16 protein-coding genes are annotated in these 15321 nt (G+C 61.0%); 9 read left to right on the top strand and 7 right to left on the bottom strand.

The annotated features are described in order from the left end of the window. The first annotated feature begins 83 nt into the window (after positions 1 to 83). From glnA to ntrC, 5 genes are all read left to right on the top strand, one after another. Positions 84 to 1493 (top strand): type I glutamate--ammonia ligase, encoded by a 1410-nt coding sequence (gene glnA / locus Q0V31_RS04485; RefSeq protein ID WP_298184905.1) that lies wholly within the window; start codon positions 84 to 86, stop codon positions 1491 to 1493. Positions 1494 to 1679: 186 nt separating this feature from the next. After that, positions 1680 to 2231 (top strand): DUF4124 domain-containing protein, encoded by a 552-nt coding sequence (locus Q0V31_RS04490; RefSeq protein WP_298184907.1) that lies wholly within the window; start codon positions 1680 to 1682, stop codon positions 2229 to 2231. A 3-nt stretch (positions 2232 to 2234) separates the two neighbouring features. Beyond that, a complete protein-coding gene (locus tag Q0V31_RS04495; RefSeq protein WP_298184909.1) occupies positions 2235 to 2855 on the top strand; it encodes a DUF4124 domain-containing protein in 621 nt (206 codons plus the stop codon). Between the two features lie 210 nt (positions 2856 to 3065). Next, positions 3066 to 4148, top strand: a complete 1083-nt coding sequence (glnL, locus tag Q0V31_RS04500) for a nitrogen regulation protein NR(II) (RefSeq protein ID WP_298190910.1) — start codon at positions 3066 to 3068, stop codon at positions 4146 to 4148. Beyond that, complete coding sequence (gene ntrC / locus Q0V31_RS04505) at positions 4145 to 5578, top strand: nitrogen regulation protein NR(I) (protein ID WP_298184911.1); 1434 nt, start codon at positions 4145 to 4147, stop codon at positions 5576 to 5578. The genes glnL and ntrC overlap by 4 nt, the downstream gene beginning before the upstream one ends. Positions 5579 to 5865: 287 nt before the next feature. Here the strand turns inward: ntrC and Q0V31_RS04510 are convergent, their stop codons facing one another. Next, entirely contained in the window at positions 5866 to 6297 is a 432-nt protein-coding gene (locus tag Q0V31_RS04510) for a hypothetical protein (RefSeq protein ID WP_298184913.1), read from the bottom strand. Between Q0V31_RS04510 and trmL the strand changes: the two genes are divergently transcribed. Continuing rightward, positions 6296 to 6802 carry a tRNA (uridine(34)/cytosine(34)/5-carboxymethylaminomethyluridine(34)-2'-O)-methyltransferase TrmL gene (gene trmL / locus Q0V31_RS04515; RefSeq protein ID WP_298184915.1) on the top strand — a complete coding sequence of 169 codons (507 nt, stop codon included), beginning with the start codon at positions 6296 to 6298 and terminating at the stop codon, positions 6800 to 6802. The two genes, Q0V31_RS04510 and trmL, sit on opposite strands and share 2 nt — an antisense overlap. A 55-nt stretch (positions 6803 to 6857) precedes the next feature. Here trmL and secB read toward each other — a convergent pair whose 3' ends face one another. Genes secB through Q0V31_RS04530 form a run of 3 tightly spaced genes read right to left on the bottom strand, consistent with a single transcriptional unit; the run spans position 6858 to position 8054 of the window. Continuing rightward, positions 6858 to 7343, bottom strand: a complete 486-nt coding sequence (gene secB, locus Q0V31_RS04520) for a protein-export chaperone SecB (protein ID WP_298184917.1) — start codon at positions 7341 to 7343, stop codon at positions 6858 to 6860. A 41-nt stretch (positions 7344 to 7384) separates the two neighbouring features. Then, the gene (gene grxC, locus Q0V31_RS04525) at positions 7385 to 7639 is read right to left on the bottom strand and encodes a glutaredoxin 3 (RefSeq protein ID WP_298184919.1); all 255 of its coding nucleotides are present in this window, start codon (positions 7637 to 7639) and stop codon (positions 7385 to 7387) included. Position 7640: 1 nt separating this feature from the next. Further along, positions 7641 to 8054, bottom strand: coding sequence for a rhodanese-like domain-containing protein (locus Q0V31_RS04530; protein WP_298184921.1), 414 nt, complete (start codon positions 8052 to 8054; stop codon positions 7641 to 7643). Between the two features lie 143 nt (positions 8055 to 8197). On the opposite strand from Q0V31_RS04530, the gene gpmI reads away from it, so the two are divergent. The 3 genes from gpmI (at position 8198) to Q0V31_RS04545 (ending at position 12554) form a co-directional block, all read left to right on the top strand. Continuing rightward, entirely contained in the window at positions 8198 to 9733 is a 1536-nt protein-coding gene (gpmI, locus tag Q0V31_RS04535; protein ID WP_298184923.1) for a 2,3-bisphosphoglycerate-independent phosphoglycerate mutase, read from the top strand. Positions 9734 to 9967: 234 nt separating this feature from the next. Then, positions 9968 to 11212, top strand: a complete 1245-nt coding sequence (locus Q0V31_RS04540; RefSeq protein WP_298184925.1) for a murein hydrolase activator EnvC — start codon at positions 9968 to 9970, stop codon at positions 11210 to 11212. 40 nt (positions 11213 to 11252) lie between these two features. Next, entirely contained in the window at positions 11253 to 12554 is a 1302-nt protein-coding gene (locus Q0V31_RS04545; protein WP_298184927.1) for a S41 family peptidase, read from the top strand. Between the two features lie 88 nt (positions 12555 to 12642). Here Q0V31_RS04545 and Q0V31_RS04550 read toward each other — a convergent pair whose 3' ends face one another. The 3 genes from Q0V31_RS04550 to hisF form a co-directional block, all read right to left on the bottom strand. Next, on the bottom strand, positions 12643 to 13398 hold the full coding sequence (locus Q0V31_RS04550; RefSeq protein WP_298184929.1) for an ABC transporter substrate-binding protein: 756 nt from the start codon (positions 13396 to 13398) through the stop codon (positions 12643 to 12645). Between the two features lie 137 nt (positions 13399 to 13535). After that, on the bottom strand, positions 13536 to 14291 hold the full coding sequence (locus tag Q0V31_RS04555) for an ABC transporter substrate-binding protein (protein WP_298184932.1): 756 nt from the start codon (positions 14289 to 14291) through the stop codon (positions 13536 to 13538). A gap of 236 nt (positions 14292 to 14527) precedes the next feature. Then, positions 14528 to 15298 carry an imidazole glycerol phosphate synthase subunit HisF gene (gene hisF, locus Q0V31_RS04560; RefSeq protein ID WP_298184934.1) on the bottom strand — a complete coding sequence of 257 codons (771 nt, stop codon included), beginning with the start codon at positions 15296 to 15298 and terminating at the stop codon, positions 14528 to 14530. Positions 15299 to 15321: the final 23 nt, after the last annotated feature.

The following is a 15321-nucleotide window of genomic DNA, read 5'->3' on the forward strand; positions in this document are numbered from 1 at the left end:
GGATGCGCCGGTGGACTATGCCGCCGGCCGTACCAAATAATTGAGGGGCTCAGCATTCGAGCCTTAGCCACCTGGAGGACAGCATGTCGAAGTCGATTCAACTTATTAAAGAGCACGACGTGAAGTGGGTAGACCTGCGCTTCACTGACATTCGCGGCAAGCAGCACCACATCAGCATGCCAGCACGCGACGCACTGGATGAAGACTTCTTCGAAGTCGGCAAGATGTTCGACGGCTCCTCCATCGAAGGCTGGAAAGGCATCGAAGCTTCCGACATGATCCTGCTGCCGGATGACAGCTCCGCTGTCCTGGACCCGTTCACCGAAGAGCCAACGCTGATCCTGGTCTGCGACGTGATTGAGCCGTCGACCATGCGGGGCTACGAGCGCGACCCACGCGCCATCGCCAAGCGTGCCGAAGAGTTCCTGAAAACCACCGGTATCGGCGACACCGTATTCGTCGGCCCGGAGCCAGAGTTCTTCATCTTCGACTCCGTTAAGTACAAGTCGGATATGTCTGGCTCGATGTTCAAGATTTTCTCCGAACAAGCCTCGTGGAACAGCGACGCCGACACCGAAGGCCGCCAGGGCAACAATGGCCACCGCATCGGCGTGAAAGGCGGCTACCTGCCGACTCCGCCAGCTGACTCGGATCACGAAATCCGTACCGCCATGTGCAACGCTCTGGAAGAAATGGGCCAGTTCGTTGAAGTGCACCACCACGAAGTAGCAGCCGGCCAGAACGAGATCGGCGTGCGCTTCAACACCCTGGTGACCAAAGCCGACGAAGTACAGACCCTCAAGTACTGCGTACACAACGTAGCCGAAGCCTACGGCCGCACTGCGACCTTTATGCCGAAGCCGCTGTATGGCGACAACGGTTCGGGCATGCACGTACACATGTCGATTTCCAAAGACGGCAAGAACACCTTCGCCGGTGAAGGCTATGCCGGTCTGTCGGATACCGCCCTCTACTTCGTTGGCGGCATCATCAAGCACGGCAAGGCGCTGAACGCCCTAACCAACCCAGCCACCAACTCCTACAAGCGCTTGGTGCCTGGCTTCGAAGCGCCGGTGATGCTGGCTTACTCGGCACGCAACCGCTCGGCCTCGATCCGTATTCCTTACGTTGCCAGCCCACGCGGCCGTCGTATCGAAGCACGTTTCCCGGACCCGGCAGCCAACCCGTACCTGTGCTTCGCGGCACTGCTGATGGCGGGTATCGACGGCATCCAGAACAAGATCCATCCTGGCGACGCAGCCGACAAGAACCTCTACGACCTGCCTCCAGAAGAGTCCAAGCTGATCCCGCAAGTGTGCGGCAGCCTGAAAGAAGCACTGGAAGCACTGGAAGCCGACCACGACTTCCTGCTCAAGGGCGACGTATTCACCAAGGACTTCTTGGAATCCTTCACCGAGCTGAAATCGGAAGAAGAAGTTAAGGTTCGCACCTTCGTACACCCACTGGAATACGACCTGTACTACAGCGTCTAAGCCAGCGCGCAACACAAAAGGCCACCTTCGGGTGGCCTTTTTGCGTTTAATGGCCGCTGCGTGAGAACCCAACAGCACCGTTTAACCCGGTGTTTTCTGCGCTGGCACACGCGCAGTCATCAACACGCTTGCCAGAGCGCCTGGCCAGTGCAACGCTTAGGACACATTAACCGGGAGAGTCAGGCCATGCGCCCTCTACTCATCTGCCTGCTGCTGAGCCTGGCGTTGCCAGCCAGTGCACAGATCTACAAGTACACCGACGCCAATGGCAATACGGTGTTCACCGACCAGCCACCTGAGGGCCAAGCGAGCGAAAGCGTCGAGTTGCCGGCCACCAATAGCGTGTCGATGCCAGTCCCCAGCGCTCCAGCAGCGCCGCTAAGCGATACCACGGTACAGGCCGCGCCCTACAGCACACTGCAGCTCACAGGCCTGCCTGACGATGAAGCCATGCGCGCCAACAACGGCACCTTCAGCGTCGGGGTGACGATAGAACCGCGCCTGGCCAATAACCACCGCCTACGCCTGCTACTCGATGGCAAGCCTTATGGCCAGCCGAGCAACGTGCCGCGCCTGCAAGTGAGCAATGCCGACCGTGGCGAGCACAGCCTGGCCGTGGAAGTGCTCAGCGGCGAACACTCGATTCAGCAAAGCGCCACCAGCACCTTTACCGTACAGCGGGTCAACACCAGTAGCCCAGCCCTACGCCCGACACCTAAACCCAAGCCAGCTCCCTGACCTATGCGCAACCTGTTGTTCTGCGGCCTGATGCTGCTTGCCCTGCCCTCACTGGCGCAGGTCTACACTTACATAGACGCCGAAGGCAATCGCGTCTTCACCGACAAACCCAAGTCCGGCAATGCCGAGCGTGTCGAGTTGGCGCCCAGCAACTCGATGCCAGCCATGCAGACGCCAGCGCCCACCCAGACTCTCAGCGCCCCGCCGCAACCTGCGCAGCGCTACAGCCTGCTGCGCATTTTGGTACCGCAGCCCGACGCCACCATCCGCGACAGCGCCGGCAACCTGATTGTCAGTATCAACAGCGAGCCGGGCCTGTACCCGCAGCACAGCTACCGCCTGCTCATGGACGGTCAACAAGTGGGTGAAGCGGGCAGCAGCCCGGTGTTCCCGCTGGAGAATATCGACCGTGGCACCCACCAACTGGCAGTGGAAGTGATTGATCAGGAAGGCCGCATCATCGAGCGCACCCCCAGCCAGCCGTTCCACATGCAGCGCATCTCCCTGACGCAGAAGCGCAAAATCAACCCCTGTAAAAAGGCCGATTACGGCGTACGCCCGGAATGCCCGCTCAGCGGCAAACCACCCGAAAAGAAAAACATCCCCTTCGTTCCCTTTATCTAAATCAGCCGAGCGCACCAAGTCAGTGCACTTACTGCCCGGCATTTCTATACTCTCCCTGTTTTGGGTCGCTCGATTCGGCCCGGCTGCGCTGTAAGTAGCTAATTTCCGGCATCCCACGGCCAAACACGCTTCTTTTCGGGGCTTTGGTTTGCTTCTTGCATTTTCCAGCTGCATTGCTGGAACTCAAGGGTCTGCTGACATCCCACTATGATCATCAACGACGCACTGCACCGCCTGCTACTGGACAACCTGACCACGGCCACGCTGCTGCTCAACGACGACCTGCGTCTTGAGTACATGAACCCGGCAGCGGAAATGCTCCTGGCCGTCAGCGGCCAGCGCAGCCATGGTCAGTTCATCAGCGAGCTGTTTACCGAGTCCAGCGAAGCGCTGAGCGCGTTGCGCCAGTCCGTGCAGAACGCTCACCCGTTCAACAAACGCGAAGCCGTACTGACCTCGGTTAACGGTCAGACGCTGACCGTCGACTATGCGGTGACCCCAGTGCTCAGCCGGGGTGAAACCCTGTTGCTGCTGGAAGTTCACCCGCGTGACCGGCTGCTGCGCATCACCAAGGAAGAAGCACAGCTGTCCAAGCAGGAGACCACGAAAATCCTGGTGCGCGGCCTGGCCCATGAAATCAAAAACCCCCTCGGCGGCATCCGCGGTGCAGCGCAATTACTGGCGCGCCAGTTGCCCGAAGAAAGCCTCAAGGATTACACCAATGTGATCATCGAGGAGGCCGACCGCCTGCGTAATCTGGTCGACCGCATGCTCGGCTCGAACAAACTGCCCTCGCTGGCCATGACCAACGTGCACGAGGTGCTGGAGCGAGTGTGCAGCCTGGTCGAAGCCGAAACCCAGGGCAGCATCATGCTGCTGCGCGACTACGACCCGAGCATTCCCGATGTACTGATCGATCGCGAGCAGATGATCCAGGCCGTGCTGAATATCGTCGGCAATGCCATGCAGGCACTCGCCCCGCAGAGCGACCTGCGCCTGGGGCGCATCACCCTGCGCACCCGCACCCTGCGCCAGTTCACCATCGGCCATTGCCGCCATCGCCTGGTGACCAAAATCGAGATTATCGACAACGGCCCCGGCATCCCGGCTGAGCTGCAAGAAACCATCTTCTACCCCATGGTCAGCGGGCGTGCCGATGGCACCGGCCTGGGCCTGGCCATTACCCAGAACATCATCAGCCAGCACCAAGGCTTGATCGAGTGCGAGAGCCATCCAGGCCATACCGTGTTCTCGATCTTCCTGCCGCTGGAACAAGGAGTAACGCCGTCATGAGCAACAGTGAAACCGTCTGGATTGTCGATGACGACCGCTCCATCCGCTGGGTGCTGGAGAAGGCCCTGCAGCAAGAAGGCATAACCACCCAAAGTTTTGACAGCGCCGACAGCGTACTCAGCCGCCTGGCGCGACAGCAGCCCGATGTAATCCTTTCCGATATCCGCATGCCCGGCGCCAGCGGCCTTGAGCTACTGGCGCGCATTCGTGAGATGCACCCGCGCTTGCCCGTGATCATCATGACCGCGCATTCCGACCTCGACAGCGCAGTGGCCTCGTACCAGGGCGGTGCGTTTGAATACCTGCCCAAGCCGTTCGACGTCGACGAAGCCGTCGCCCTGGTCAAGCGCGCCAACCAGCACGCTCAGGAGCAGCAAGGTTTAAGCGTACCGATCGAGCAGCCACCCACGCCGGAGATCATCGGCGAAGCACCGGCCATGCAGGAGGTATTCCGCGCCATCGGCCGCCTCTCGCACTCTAATATCACCGTACTGATTAACGGCGAGTCCGGCACCGGCAAGGAGCTGGTCGCCCACGCTCTGCACCGCCACAGCCCACGCGCCGCCTCCTCGTTTATTGCCTTGAATATGGCGGCGATTCCCAAAGACCTGATGGAGTCCGAACTGTTCGGCCATGAGAAAGGCGCTTTTACCGGCGCGGCCAATCTGCGCCGCGGACGCTTCGAGCAGGCCGACGGTGGCACCCTGTTTCTCGATGAAATCGGCGATATGCCGGCCGACACCCAGACCCGCCTGCTGCGGGTACTGGCCGACGGTGAGTTCTACCGCGTCGGCGGCCACACCCCGGTCAAGGTGGATGTGCGCATCATTGCTGCGACCCACCAGAACCTGGAAACCCTGGTGCAGGCCGGCAAGTTCCGCGAAGACCTGTTCCACCGCCTCAACGTCATTCGCATCCACATCCCGCGTCTGTCCGACCGCCGTGAAGACATCCCCACCCTGGCCCGGCATTTCCTCAGCCGCGCCGCGCTGGAGTTGGCCGTTGAGCCGAAGCTGCTAAAAAACCAAACCGAAGACTACCTGGCGCAGCTGCCTTGGCCCGGCAACGTACGCCAGCTGGAAAACACCTGCCGCTGGATTACCGTCATGGCCTCGGGCCGTGAGGTGCATGTTGGCGACCTGCCACCCGAACTGCTCAGCCAACCACAGGAAAACGCCCCCGCCAGCAGCTGGGAGCAAGGCTTGCGGCAGTGGGCCGAGCAGGCGCTGGGCCGCGGTCAGTCCAGCTTGCTGGATACGGCCGTACCGGCCTTCGAGCGGATCATGATCGAGGCGGCGCTCAAGCATACCGCCGGCCGCCGCCGTGACGCCGCCGTGCTGCTGGGCTGGGGCCGCAACACCTTAACGCGCAAGATCAAGGAACTGGGCATGAACGTCGACAGCAGCGACGAGGACGATGGCGACGACTGAGCCGTGAGCGCATCACGCAGAGAAGACAACGGGCCCAGTGGGCCCGTTGTCTTTTATTACGGCAAACAAACGGAAAATGCGCCAAGGCAATGCACCACATCAGCCTGTCGCACAGCAGTGGTTCAATCGCGCTGCTGGCACACTGCTAAGAAGCTGCTAAAACAGCCTTACGCCCAGTATTTACGCGACATTCAGCCCACGTAACAAAACTGGCACACAGCCTGCATAGACTCAAGCAATCCCAGTTTTGGGGACCTTGGTACAGGCAGGCCGGGGATTCCCCACTTTTATTGCTCCGCCAGGCTGACCACCAGCCGCCAGCGCCCGTCCAGCTCTTCAGCGCGCCACTCACCGCGCAAAGGGCGGGCCGCCACCACCCGCAGCAGCAGATCCTTGCGCTCGCGCTGCAAACGCCAATTAGCTAAACGTCCCTGCACCCGCAACTGACCTTGCTGCTGGCGGCCAAAACTCTCCAGGCGCACGATAAACACACCGCCGGCATGCTCTTCACGCGGCAGCGGCTCGACGTTAAACCACAGCGCCAGACCGTTATCGAGCACCTCTACGCGCTCCAGCCAGAGCGGCTCGGGTTGCAGCATGCGGCCAATCATCAAGCCAATCAGAAAACCAAACACCGCCAACGAAGCAATAACCCGCCCCCACGGACGTGGCCGCAGGTCTGTAGAATGCTGCTCGCCTTCACGCTCGGAGCCGCGCATGTTTCACGTCATCCTTTTTCAACCGGAAATACCGCCCAATACCGGCAACATTATCAGGCTCTGCGCCAACAGCGGCTGCCACCTGCACCTGATCGAACCCCTGGGCTTCGACTTGGATGACAAGCGCCTGCGCCGCGCTGGCCTGGATTATCACGAATACGCCACGCTACAGCGCCACAGTGACCTCGCCAGCTGCCTAGAAAATCTCGGCCAGCCGCGCGTCTTCGCGTTCACCACCAAGGGCTCACAGCCGTTTCACCAGGTCAGCTACCAGCCTGGCGATGCCTTCCTGTTCGGCCCGGAAAGCCGCGGCCTGCCGCAAGAGGTGCGCGACAGCCTGCCGCCCGAGCAGCGCCTGCGCCTACCGATGCGCGACGGCTGCCGCAGCCTCAACTTGTCCAACACGGTCGCCGTAGCCGTCTATGAAGCCTGGCGCCAGCATGATTTCGCCATGCCGCAGACGCCCCCCGCAGCGCCGCAGCGCCGCAGGAATAAAACGCCGTAGCTCCCTGCCAATAAAAAAGCGCCCTCAGGCGCTTTTTTATTGCTTAGACAGCGGCTCAGTGAGCAACAGTTGGCGTTGCGGCCTGCTGCATGCGCTGCAACTCTTGTGCGTATAGCGCATCGAAGTTCACCGGAGCCAGCATCAGCGCCGGGAACGAGCCACGTACCACCAGGCTGTCCAGGGTCTCGCGAGCATAGGGGAAGAGGATGTTCGGGCAGAACGCACCGAGGGTATGGCTCATCGAGGCAGCGTCCAGCCCCTGGATCAGGAAGATCCCGGCCTGCTGCACTTCAGCGATAAACGCGGTTTCTTCACCGTTCTTCACGGTAACCGAGAGGGTCAGCACCACTTCGTGGAAGTCACCGTCCAGCGTCTTCTGGCGAGTGTTGAGGTCCATGGCGACGCTCGGCGTCCACTCTTGACGGAAGATTTCCGGGCTCTTCGGCGCTTCAAAGGACAGGTCACGCACGTAGATGCGCTGCAGGGAGAATTGCGGGTTCTGTTCGCCCTGAGCGGCGCCGTTGCTAGCTTGTTCTGTCATGGCAAAGCCTTCTTGTCGTTAGGTACGGATAAACAGGGGAGTTAAACCTTGAGCAGCGCGTCGAGCTTGCCGGCGCGCTCCAGGGCATACAGGTCATCGCAGCCACCCACATGGGTGCTGCCAATCCAGATTTGCGGCACCGAGGTCTGGCGCGCCTTGCGGGTCATTTCCGCACGCACCTCCGGCTGACCGTCGACCTTGATTTCATCGAACGCCACGCCCTTGTTCGCCAACAGTTGCTTGGCGCGGGTGCAGTACGGACACCAATCGCTGGAGTAGATGACGACAGGCTGCATCTCACTTCACCAGCGGCAGGTTGTCGCCACGCCAGCTGGCAATGCCACCCGACAGTTTGGCGGCAGTGAAACCGGCCTTCTTCAGGTCGCGGCAGACCGCACCGGCGTGCTGGCCCATGGCGTCGACCACAATCAAGGTCTTGGCTTTGTGCTTGTCCAGCTCAACCATGCGACCGGCGAGCTTCTCATTCGGAATATTCAATGCACCGACGATATGCCCGGCAGAAAAGTCTTTCTGCCCGCGAATATCCAGCACAACACCCTGCTCGCTGTTCACCAGCGCAGTCAGTTCGCGGCTGCTCAGGCTCTGCCCGCCCTTACGCGCCTCGGTGAATACCAGCAGCGCAAGCAGGGTCACGAACAACCCGCTCAGTACATAGTGAGTAGTGGCAAATTCAATCAAGTTGGCGAGCATTGTGCGGTTCCGGAACGGTAAAATGTCGGCCAGTATACACAGCCACACAGGCCGGCCAAACCCCGCCCGACCGTGACGTTTGCGCCACTTGGCCGTAAAATGCCCAGCCTTTATTCGCCCCTCACGCAAAGCGAGCCAGCTTTATGAGCGCCACGCCCAAACCCCTGGTACTGATCATCCTCGATGGCTTTGGCCACAGTGACAGCCCTGAATCGAATGCCATCATGGCAGCCAACACGCCGGTCTACGACCACTTGCGCGCCACCCAAGCCCACGGCCTGATCTCCGGTTCGGGCATGGATGTGGGCCTGCCGGATGGCCAGATGGGCAACTCCGAGGTCGGCCACATGAACCTCGGCGCAGGGCGCGTGGTGTACCAGGACTTCACCCGGGTGACCAAAGCCATCCGTGATGGCGAATTCTTCAGCAATCCGACCCTCACCGCGGCGGTGGACAAGGCCGTTAGCGCCGGCAAAGCCGTGCACATCCTCGGCCTGCTCTCCGAGGGCGGCGTGCACAGCCATCAGGATCACCTCGTCGCCATGGCCGAACTGGCTGCGCAACGCGGCGCGGAAAAAATCTACCTGCACGCCTTTCTCGATGGCCGCGACACGCCGCCGAAAAGCGCACAACCGTCTATCGAGTTGCTCGATGCCGCCTTCGCCAAACTGGGTAAAGGCCGCATCGCCAGCCTCAGTGGCCGTTACTTTGCCATGGACCGCGACAATCGCTGGGAGCGCGTCGAGCAGGCCTATCAGCTGCTAGTCGATGGCGAAGGCCAATTCAACGCCGCCACTGCCGTGGAAGGCCTGAATGCCGCCTATGCACGCGGCGAGAGCGACGAGTTCGTCAAAGCCACCCGCATCGGCGCACCGGTGCAGATGGAAGACGGCGACGCCGTGGTATTTATGAACTTCCGCGCCGACCGCGCTCGCGAACTGACCCGCGCCTTTGTCGAGCCCGGCTTCAACGCGTTCGAGCGTAAGCGCGTGCCGCAGCTGGCCGAGTTCGTCATGCTCACCCAGTACGCTGCGAGCATTCCGACACCCAGCGCCTACAAACCGCAGGCGCTGACCAACGTGCTCGGCGAATACCTGGCAAACAACGGCAAAACCCAGCTGCGCATCGCCGAAACCGAGAAGTACGCCCACGTCACTTTCTTCTTCTCCGGCGGCCGCGAAGAGCCCTTTGCCGGCGAAGAGCGCATCCTGATCCCCTCGCCGAACGTCGCCACCTACGACCTGCAGCCGCAGATGAGCGCGCCGGAAGTCACCGACAAGATCGTCGATGCCATCGAAAACCAGCGCTATGACGTGATCATCGTCAACTACGCCAACGGCGACATGGTCGGCCACACCGGCGTGTTCGCCGCCGCCGTGGCCGCCGTGGAGTGCCTGGACAGCTGCGTCGGGCGTATCGTCGCGGCGCTGGACAAGGTCGGTGGCGAAGCACTGATCACCGCCGACCACGGCAACGTCGAGCAGATGGCCGACGAAAGCACTGGCCAGGCGCATACCGCGCATACCTGTGAGCCGGTGCCATTCATCTATGTCGGCAAGCGCCCAGCGAGCATTCGCCCAGGCGGCGTACTGGCCGATGTGGCCCCGACCGTGCTGACCCTGATGGGCCTGCCGGTACCGGCTGAAATGACCGGCACCAGCATTGTCGAGCTGAACTAAGCCATTGCCCGCAGCCAGGTGCAACGCCTGGCTGGCGGGCCACGTGCTGACGGTTTAAGGCTGTCGATCACAGGCCGCTCGCGACACCAACGGTGTGCCGCCAGCCGCCCGTTTCTGGCAACCTGTCATCCATGAACCGCGCGCCCTAGACCGCCATTGCATGATGTTAAAAATGGCTCCCAGGCATTTTTTAGGCATACTAGGCGCGTTCTTAATTCAGGTAGCGTCAGCCCCATGTTTCGTGCCCTCGCCGTTATTTTCCTGACTGTCCTACTCACGCCTGCCCTCGCTGACGAGAAGCGTGATGCACAGAAGCAACTGGACGCCGCACGTGCCGATGTCAGTGAGCTAAAACAACTGCTGGAAAAGCTGCAGCAGGAGAAATCCGGCGTGCAGAAAGACCTGAAGAAAACCGAAAGCGAAATGGGCCAGCTGGAGAAGCAGGTTAAAGACCTGCAGCAGGACCTGAAACACAGCGAAGAGGAGATCCAGCGCCTCGACAGCGAGAAAAAAAAACTCCAGGGCGCGCGCCTTGAACAGCAGCGCCTGATCGGCATCCAGGCCCGCGCCGCTTACCAGAGCGGCCGCCAGGAGTACGTCAAGCTACTGCTCAACCAGCAGAACCCGGAAAAATTCTCGCGCACCCTGACCTACTATGACTACCTCAGCGAAGCGCGCATGGAGCAACTCGGCGCATTCAATGAAACCCTGCGCCAACTGGCCAACGTCGAGATGGAAATCGTCAACCAGCAGAACCAACTGCTGGAGCAGAAAAGCGCCCTGGACGGCCGCCGCAAGCAACTCGCCAGCGTGCGCCAAGAGCGCCAGCTGGCCCTGGCCAAGCTGAGCAAGGAATTCTCCGCCCGCGACCAGAAGCTCAAAGCCCGCCAGCAAGAACAAGCCAACCTGGCCCGCGTCCTGAAAACCATCGAGGCAACCCTCGCCCGCCAGGCCCGCGAAGCCGAAGCAGCGCGCCAGCAGGCTCTGCTCGCCGAACGTGAGGCGCAATCGCGCAGCCCGGCAAAAGCCGCCAGTAGCGGCCCGCTGGTCAGTTCCGGAGCCAGCTTCGGCGGGCCATTCGCCAAAGCCCGCGGCAAGCTGCCCTGGCCGGTCAATGGCCGTCTTGTGGCCCGCTACGGCACCCCTCGTGGTGGCGATGCGCGAACCAAATGGGACGGCGTACTGATCGGCGCAGCTGCGGGCAGCCAGGTGCAGGCCGTGCATGGCGGACGCGTGGTATTTGCCGACTGGTTGCGCGGCGCCGGGCTTCTGGTCATTCTCGACCATGGCAACGGCTATTTAAGTCTTTATGGGCATAACCAAAGCTTGCTGAAGAACGCCGGCGACGTGGTCAAAGCCGGCGAAGCCATCTCCACTGTTGGTAACAGCGGCGGCCAAGAGGCCTCGGCGCTGTATTTCGCAATTCGCCAGCAGGGCCGCCCGATTGACCCCGCTCAATGGTGCCGCGCACAAGGATAAGTGCCGCGATTATCGATTCTGGACCAGGAGTACGTTCAACATGCCGCATCTGTTCCGCCTCACCGCCCTCGCCCTGGCCGTTACCCTGCTGGGCAGCACGGCCGTCTTCGCCGCGCCGGCCGACGCCCCTGCCACGGTCAATGACAGCGCGCCCTTGCCACTGGACGAGTTGCGCACTTTTGCCGAGGTCATGGACCGCATCAAATCGGCCTACGTCGAGCCGGTCAGCGACAAGACCCTGCTGGAAAACGCGATCAAGGGCATGCTCAGCAACCTCGACCCGCACTCGGCCTACCTCGAGCCGGAAGCCTTCCGCGACCTGCAGGAAAGCACCAGCGGTGAATTCGGCGGCTTGGGCATTGAACTCGGCAGCGAAGACGGTTTTCTCAAGGTGGTGTCACCGATTGATGACACCCCGGCGTCCGCTGCAGGCATCCAACCCGGCGACCTGATTGTGAAAATTAACGGCCAGCCGACCAAAGGCCTGTCGCTGATGGAAGCGGTCGAAAAAATGCGCGGCAAAGCCGGCACAGATATCGAGCTGACCCTGGTACGCGAAGGCAGCAAACCCTTCGAGGTCGAACTGACGCGCGCGGTGATCAAGGTCAAGAGCGTGAAAAGCCAGTTGCTCGACGACGGTTATGGCTACGTGCGCATCACCCAGTTCCAAGTCAACAGCGGCGAAGAAGTCGGCAAGGCCCTGAGCAAGCTGCGCAAGGACAATGGCAAGAAACTGCGCGGCTTGGTCCTCGACCTGCGCAACAACCCCGGTGGCGTGCTGCAGGCGGCCGTGGAAGTCACCGATCACTTCCTCAAGAAGGGCCTGATCGTCTACACCGAAGGACGCATCGCCAACTCCGAACTGCGCTTCAACGCCGACCCCGCCGACACCAGCGAAGGCGTACCGCTGGTGGTGCTGATTAACGGCGGCAGCGCCTCGGCCTCGGAAATCGTCGCCGGTGCCCTGCAGGATCACAAGCGTGGCGTGCTAATGGGTACTGACAGCTTCGGCAAAGGCTCGGTGCAAACCGTGCTGCCGCTGAACAACGACCGCGCCCTGAAGCTCACCACTGCCCTGTACTTCACCCCCAACGGCCGTTCGATCCAGGCCCAGGGCATCGTCCCGGACATCGAAGTCGCGCGCGCCAAGCTGACCCGTGAGATAGCGGAAAGCAGCATCAAGGAAGCCGATCTGCAGGGCCACCTGGGCAACGGCAACGGTGGCGCGGACAAACCCAGCAAGAGTAAAGCCGGGGCACCGGTACGCCCGCAGGACGATGACTACCAGCTGAGCCAGGCACTTAACCTGCTCAAAGGCCTGAGCGTGACCCGCGGCGACTGAGGATAACTGGCGCCATGCCCCGCGCGGGCAAACACTAAAAAGCCCGGCCTTGATCACTCAAGGCCGGGCTTTTTAGTAACCCCTGTCTCTACAGGTAGTTATTGGTCATCTCGTCAACAAAGCCTTCGGCACGCAACTCATCCAAGGCCTTCTGCAGGCGCTGCACCACCTCATCGGGGGTGTCCTTGTTCAGTGCCAGGTACAGCTCCGCTTCGTTGAAGCGCAGCGCAGTATTCAGGCCACTGACACCTTCCTGCTTGGCCAGGTAGCGGCCAACCGGGTCAGTGGTGGCCCACAGGTCGATCTTGCCACTGAGCAGTTTCTTGATGTTTTCCTGATCGCGCAAGGCGTTGGTCGGCGTCAAGCCCTGGCTTTCCAGGTGCTGGCTGACCGCATCGTTCTTGTATGCGCCAATCTGGTACTGCGCGGCGTCCTTTAGGCTGGCGACGCTGACGTTGTTACCCGGCGCAGCCAACAGCACCCAACCGGTCTTGGCCAGGGGCCCGACCCACTTGAACAACGGCTGCCGCTCAGGCGTGAACGTGGTGGAGAACAGGCCATAGTTGGCCTTGTCCAGGGTCAGACGATAGAGGCGATCCCAGGGGAAGCGCAGAGTCAGGGTGTAGTTGATGCCGGCACGCTTGAACATCGCCCGGACGATCTCGGCGCTGATCCCGTCGATGCCATCATCACGGGCAAAGTTCTTGTCATCCACCGCCATATTGAACGGCGGGAAATTCTCGGTCAGCAACACCACTTTGTAATCGGCTGGGAGCTCTGCACGGGCCGCACAGGCACTCAGCACAAGGCCCAACAACAGACCGCTTTTCAAGGTTTTCAACATAGGTCATTCCGCTCGCATGAATTGTGATTATGGCTAGCGGCATCCCTGCTCGGGCACAGGCCCGGCGACGTATGACACGTGGCTGCATCCATCCATGGACGCGGGCTGATTTGTGCTCAGCCCGCTGGTTTTAGCGATTACAGATAGTTGTTCAGAATATCGTCAACAAAGCCTTCGCTGCGCATTTTGTCCAACTCGCCTTGCAGCTTCTGCACCACTTCGTCCGGCACCTCTTTATTCAGGGCCAGATACAGCTCCGCACTGTCGAAGCGCAGAATGGTTTTCAGGCCGGAAATGCCTTCCTGCTTGGCCAGGTAACGCCCAGCAGGATCGCCAGTGGCCCACAGATCAATCTGCCCGGCCATCAGCTTCTTGGCATTTTGCGTGTCGCGCAATGCGGTGACCGGCTGCAGGCCTTGCTCTGCTAAGTGCTGGGCAATTGCGTCGCCTTTGTAAGCACCGATCTGGTACTGCTTGGCGTCCTCCAGACTGTTCAGGGTGATTGGGCTATCGGCCTTGCCGAGCAACACCCAGTCATCCGGGCCAATTGGCCCGACCCATTTGAACAGGGCTTCGCGGTCAGGCAGACGCGCGGTGACGAACACGCCATAACCAGGCTTTTCCAGCGCCAGCTTATAAATGCGCTCCCACGGGAAGCGCAGGGTCATGTTGTACTGAATGCCAGCACGCTTGAACATCTCCCGGACAATATCCACCGCGATGCCGTCGATATTGTCTTCTTGGGCAAAGTTCTTGCCGTTGATCGCCATGTTGTAGGGCGGGAAGTTCTCGGTCAGCAGGACCATGCGGTAGTTCGGGTCGATTTCCGCCCGCGCACTGCCTGCGAGCACCATAACAGTGCCGGCAAGGGCGGCTAGTAGTTGCTTTAACATGACGTCTCACATCGTTAGTTGGCCTAAGCGGCAAGCATACTCAGCCCGGCTGGCTTAGCCCAGCCTGAAGTAACGCCGGCACGCCTACACATTCACCCGCCTGGCGATGAAGCAGACACACCTTATTGCGGACGCATTCGAGCCAGTTACGGACGGCGTGATTGTAGCGGGGCAGTCGACATATTGCTGTCGACTGCCCCGCAGCAGTGGCCGGCAGGACTGCCCGCCAGAAGGCTTTAACGGACGACGATGCCGCGGCTGGCCATATAAGCCTTGGCTTCCGGCACGGTGTACTCACCGAAGTGGAAAATGCTCGCAGCCAGTACGGCAGCGGCCTTGCCTTCGATAATGCCGTCGGCCAGGTGCTGCAGGTTGCCGACACCGCCAGAGGCGATCACCGGGATGCCGACCATTTCGCTGATGGCGCGGGTTACGCCCAGGTCGTAGCCGCTCTTCACGCCGTCCTGATCCATGCTGGTCAGGAGGATCTCACCGGCACCGAGGTCTTCCATCTTTTTCGCCCAGAGCACCGCATCCAGGCCAGTCGGCTTGCGCCCACCGTGGGTGAAAATCTCCCAGCGCGGGGTTTCACCCGGCTTGGAAACCCGCTTGGCATCGATGGCTACGACGATGCACTGCGAGCCGAACCGCGAGGCGGCTTCGCCGACGAATTCCGGGGTGAACACCGCCGCGGTATTGATCGATACCTTGTCCGCGCCGGCATTCAGCAGGTTGCGAATGTCCTGCACGCTGCGCACACCGCCACCGACGGTGAGCGGGATAAATACCTGGCTGGCCATGCGTTCAACCGTGTGCAGGGTGGTGTCGCGACCATCACTGCTGGCGGTAATGTCGAGGAAGGTAATTTCATCGGCACCCTGCTCGTCATAGCGCCGGGCAATTTCCACCGGATCACCGGCGTCACGAATGTTCTCGAACTGCACGCCCTTGACCACGCGACCGTTGTCGACGTCGAGGCAGGGGATGATGCGTTTTGCCAAAGCCATAACAATGCACTCGTAGGATGGGT

This window comes from uncultured Pseudomonas sp. (genome assembly GCF_943846705.1).
Taxonomy (GTDB): domain Bacteria; phylum Pseudomonadota; class Gammaproteobacteria; order Pseudomonadales; family Pseudomonadaceae; genus Aquipseudomonas.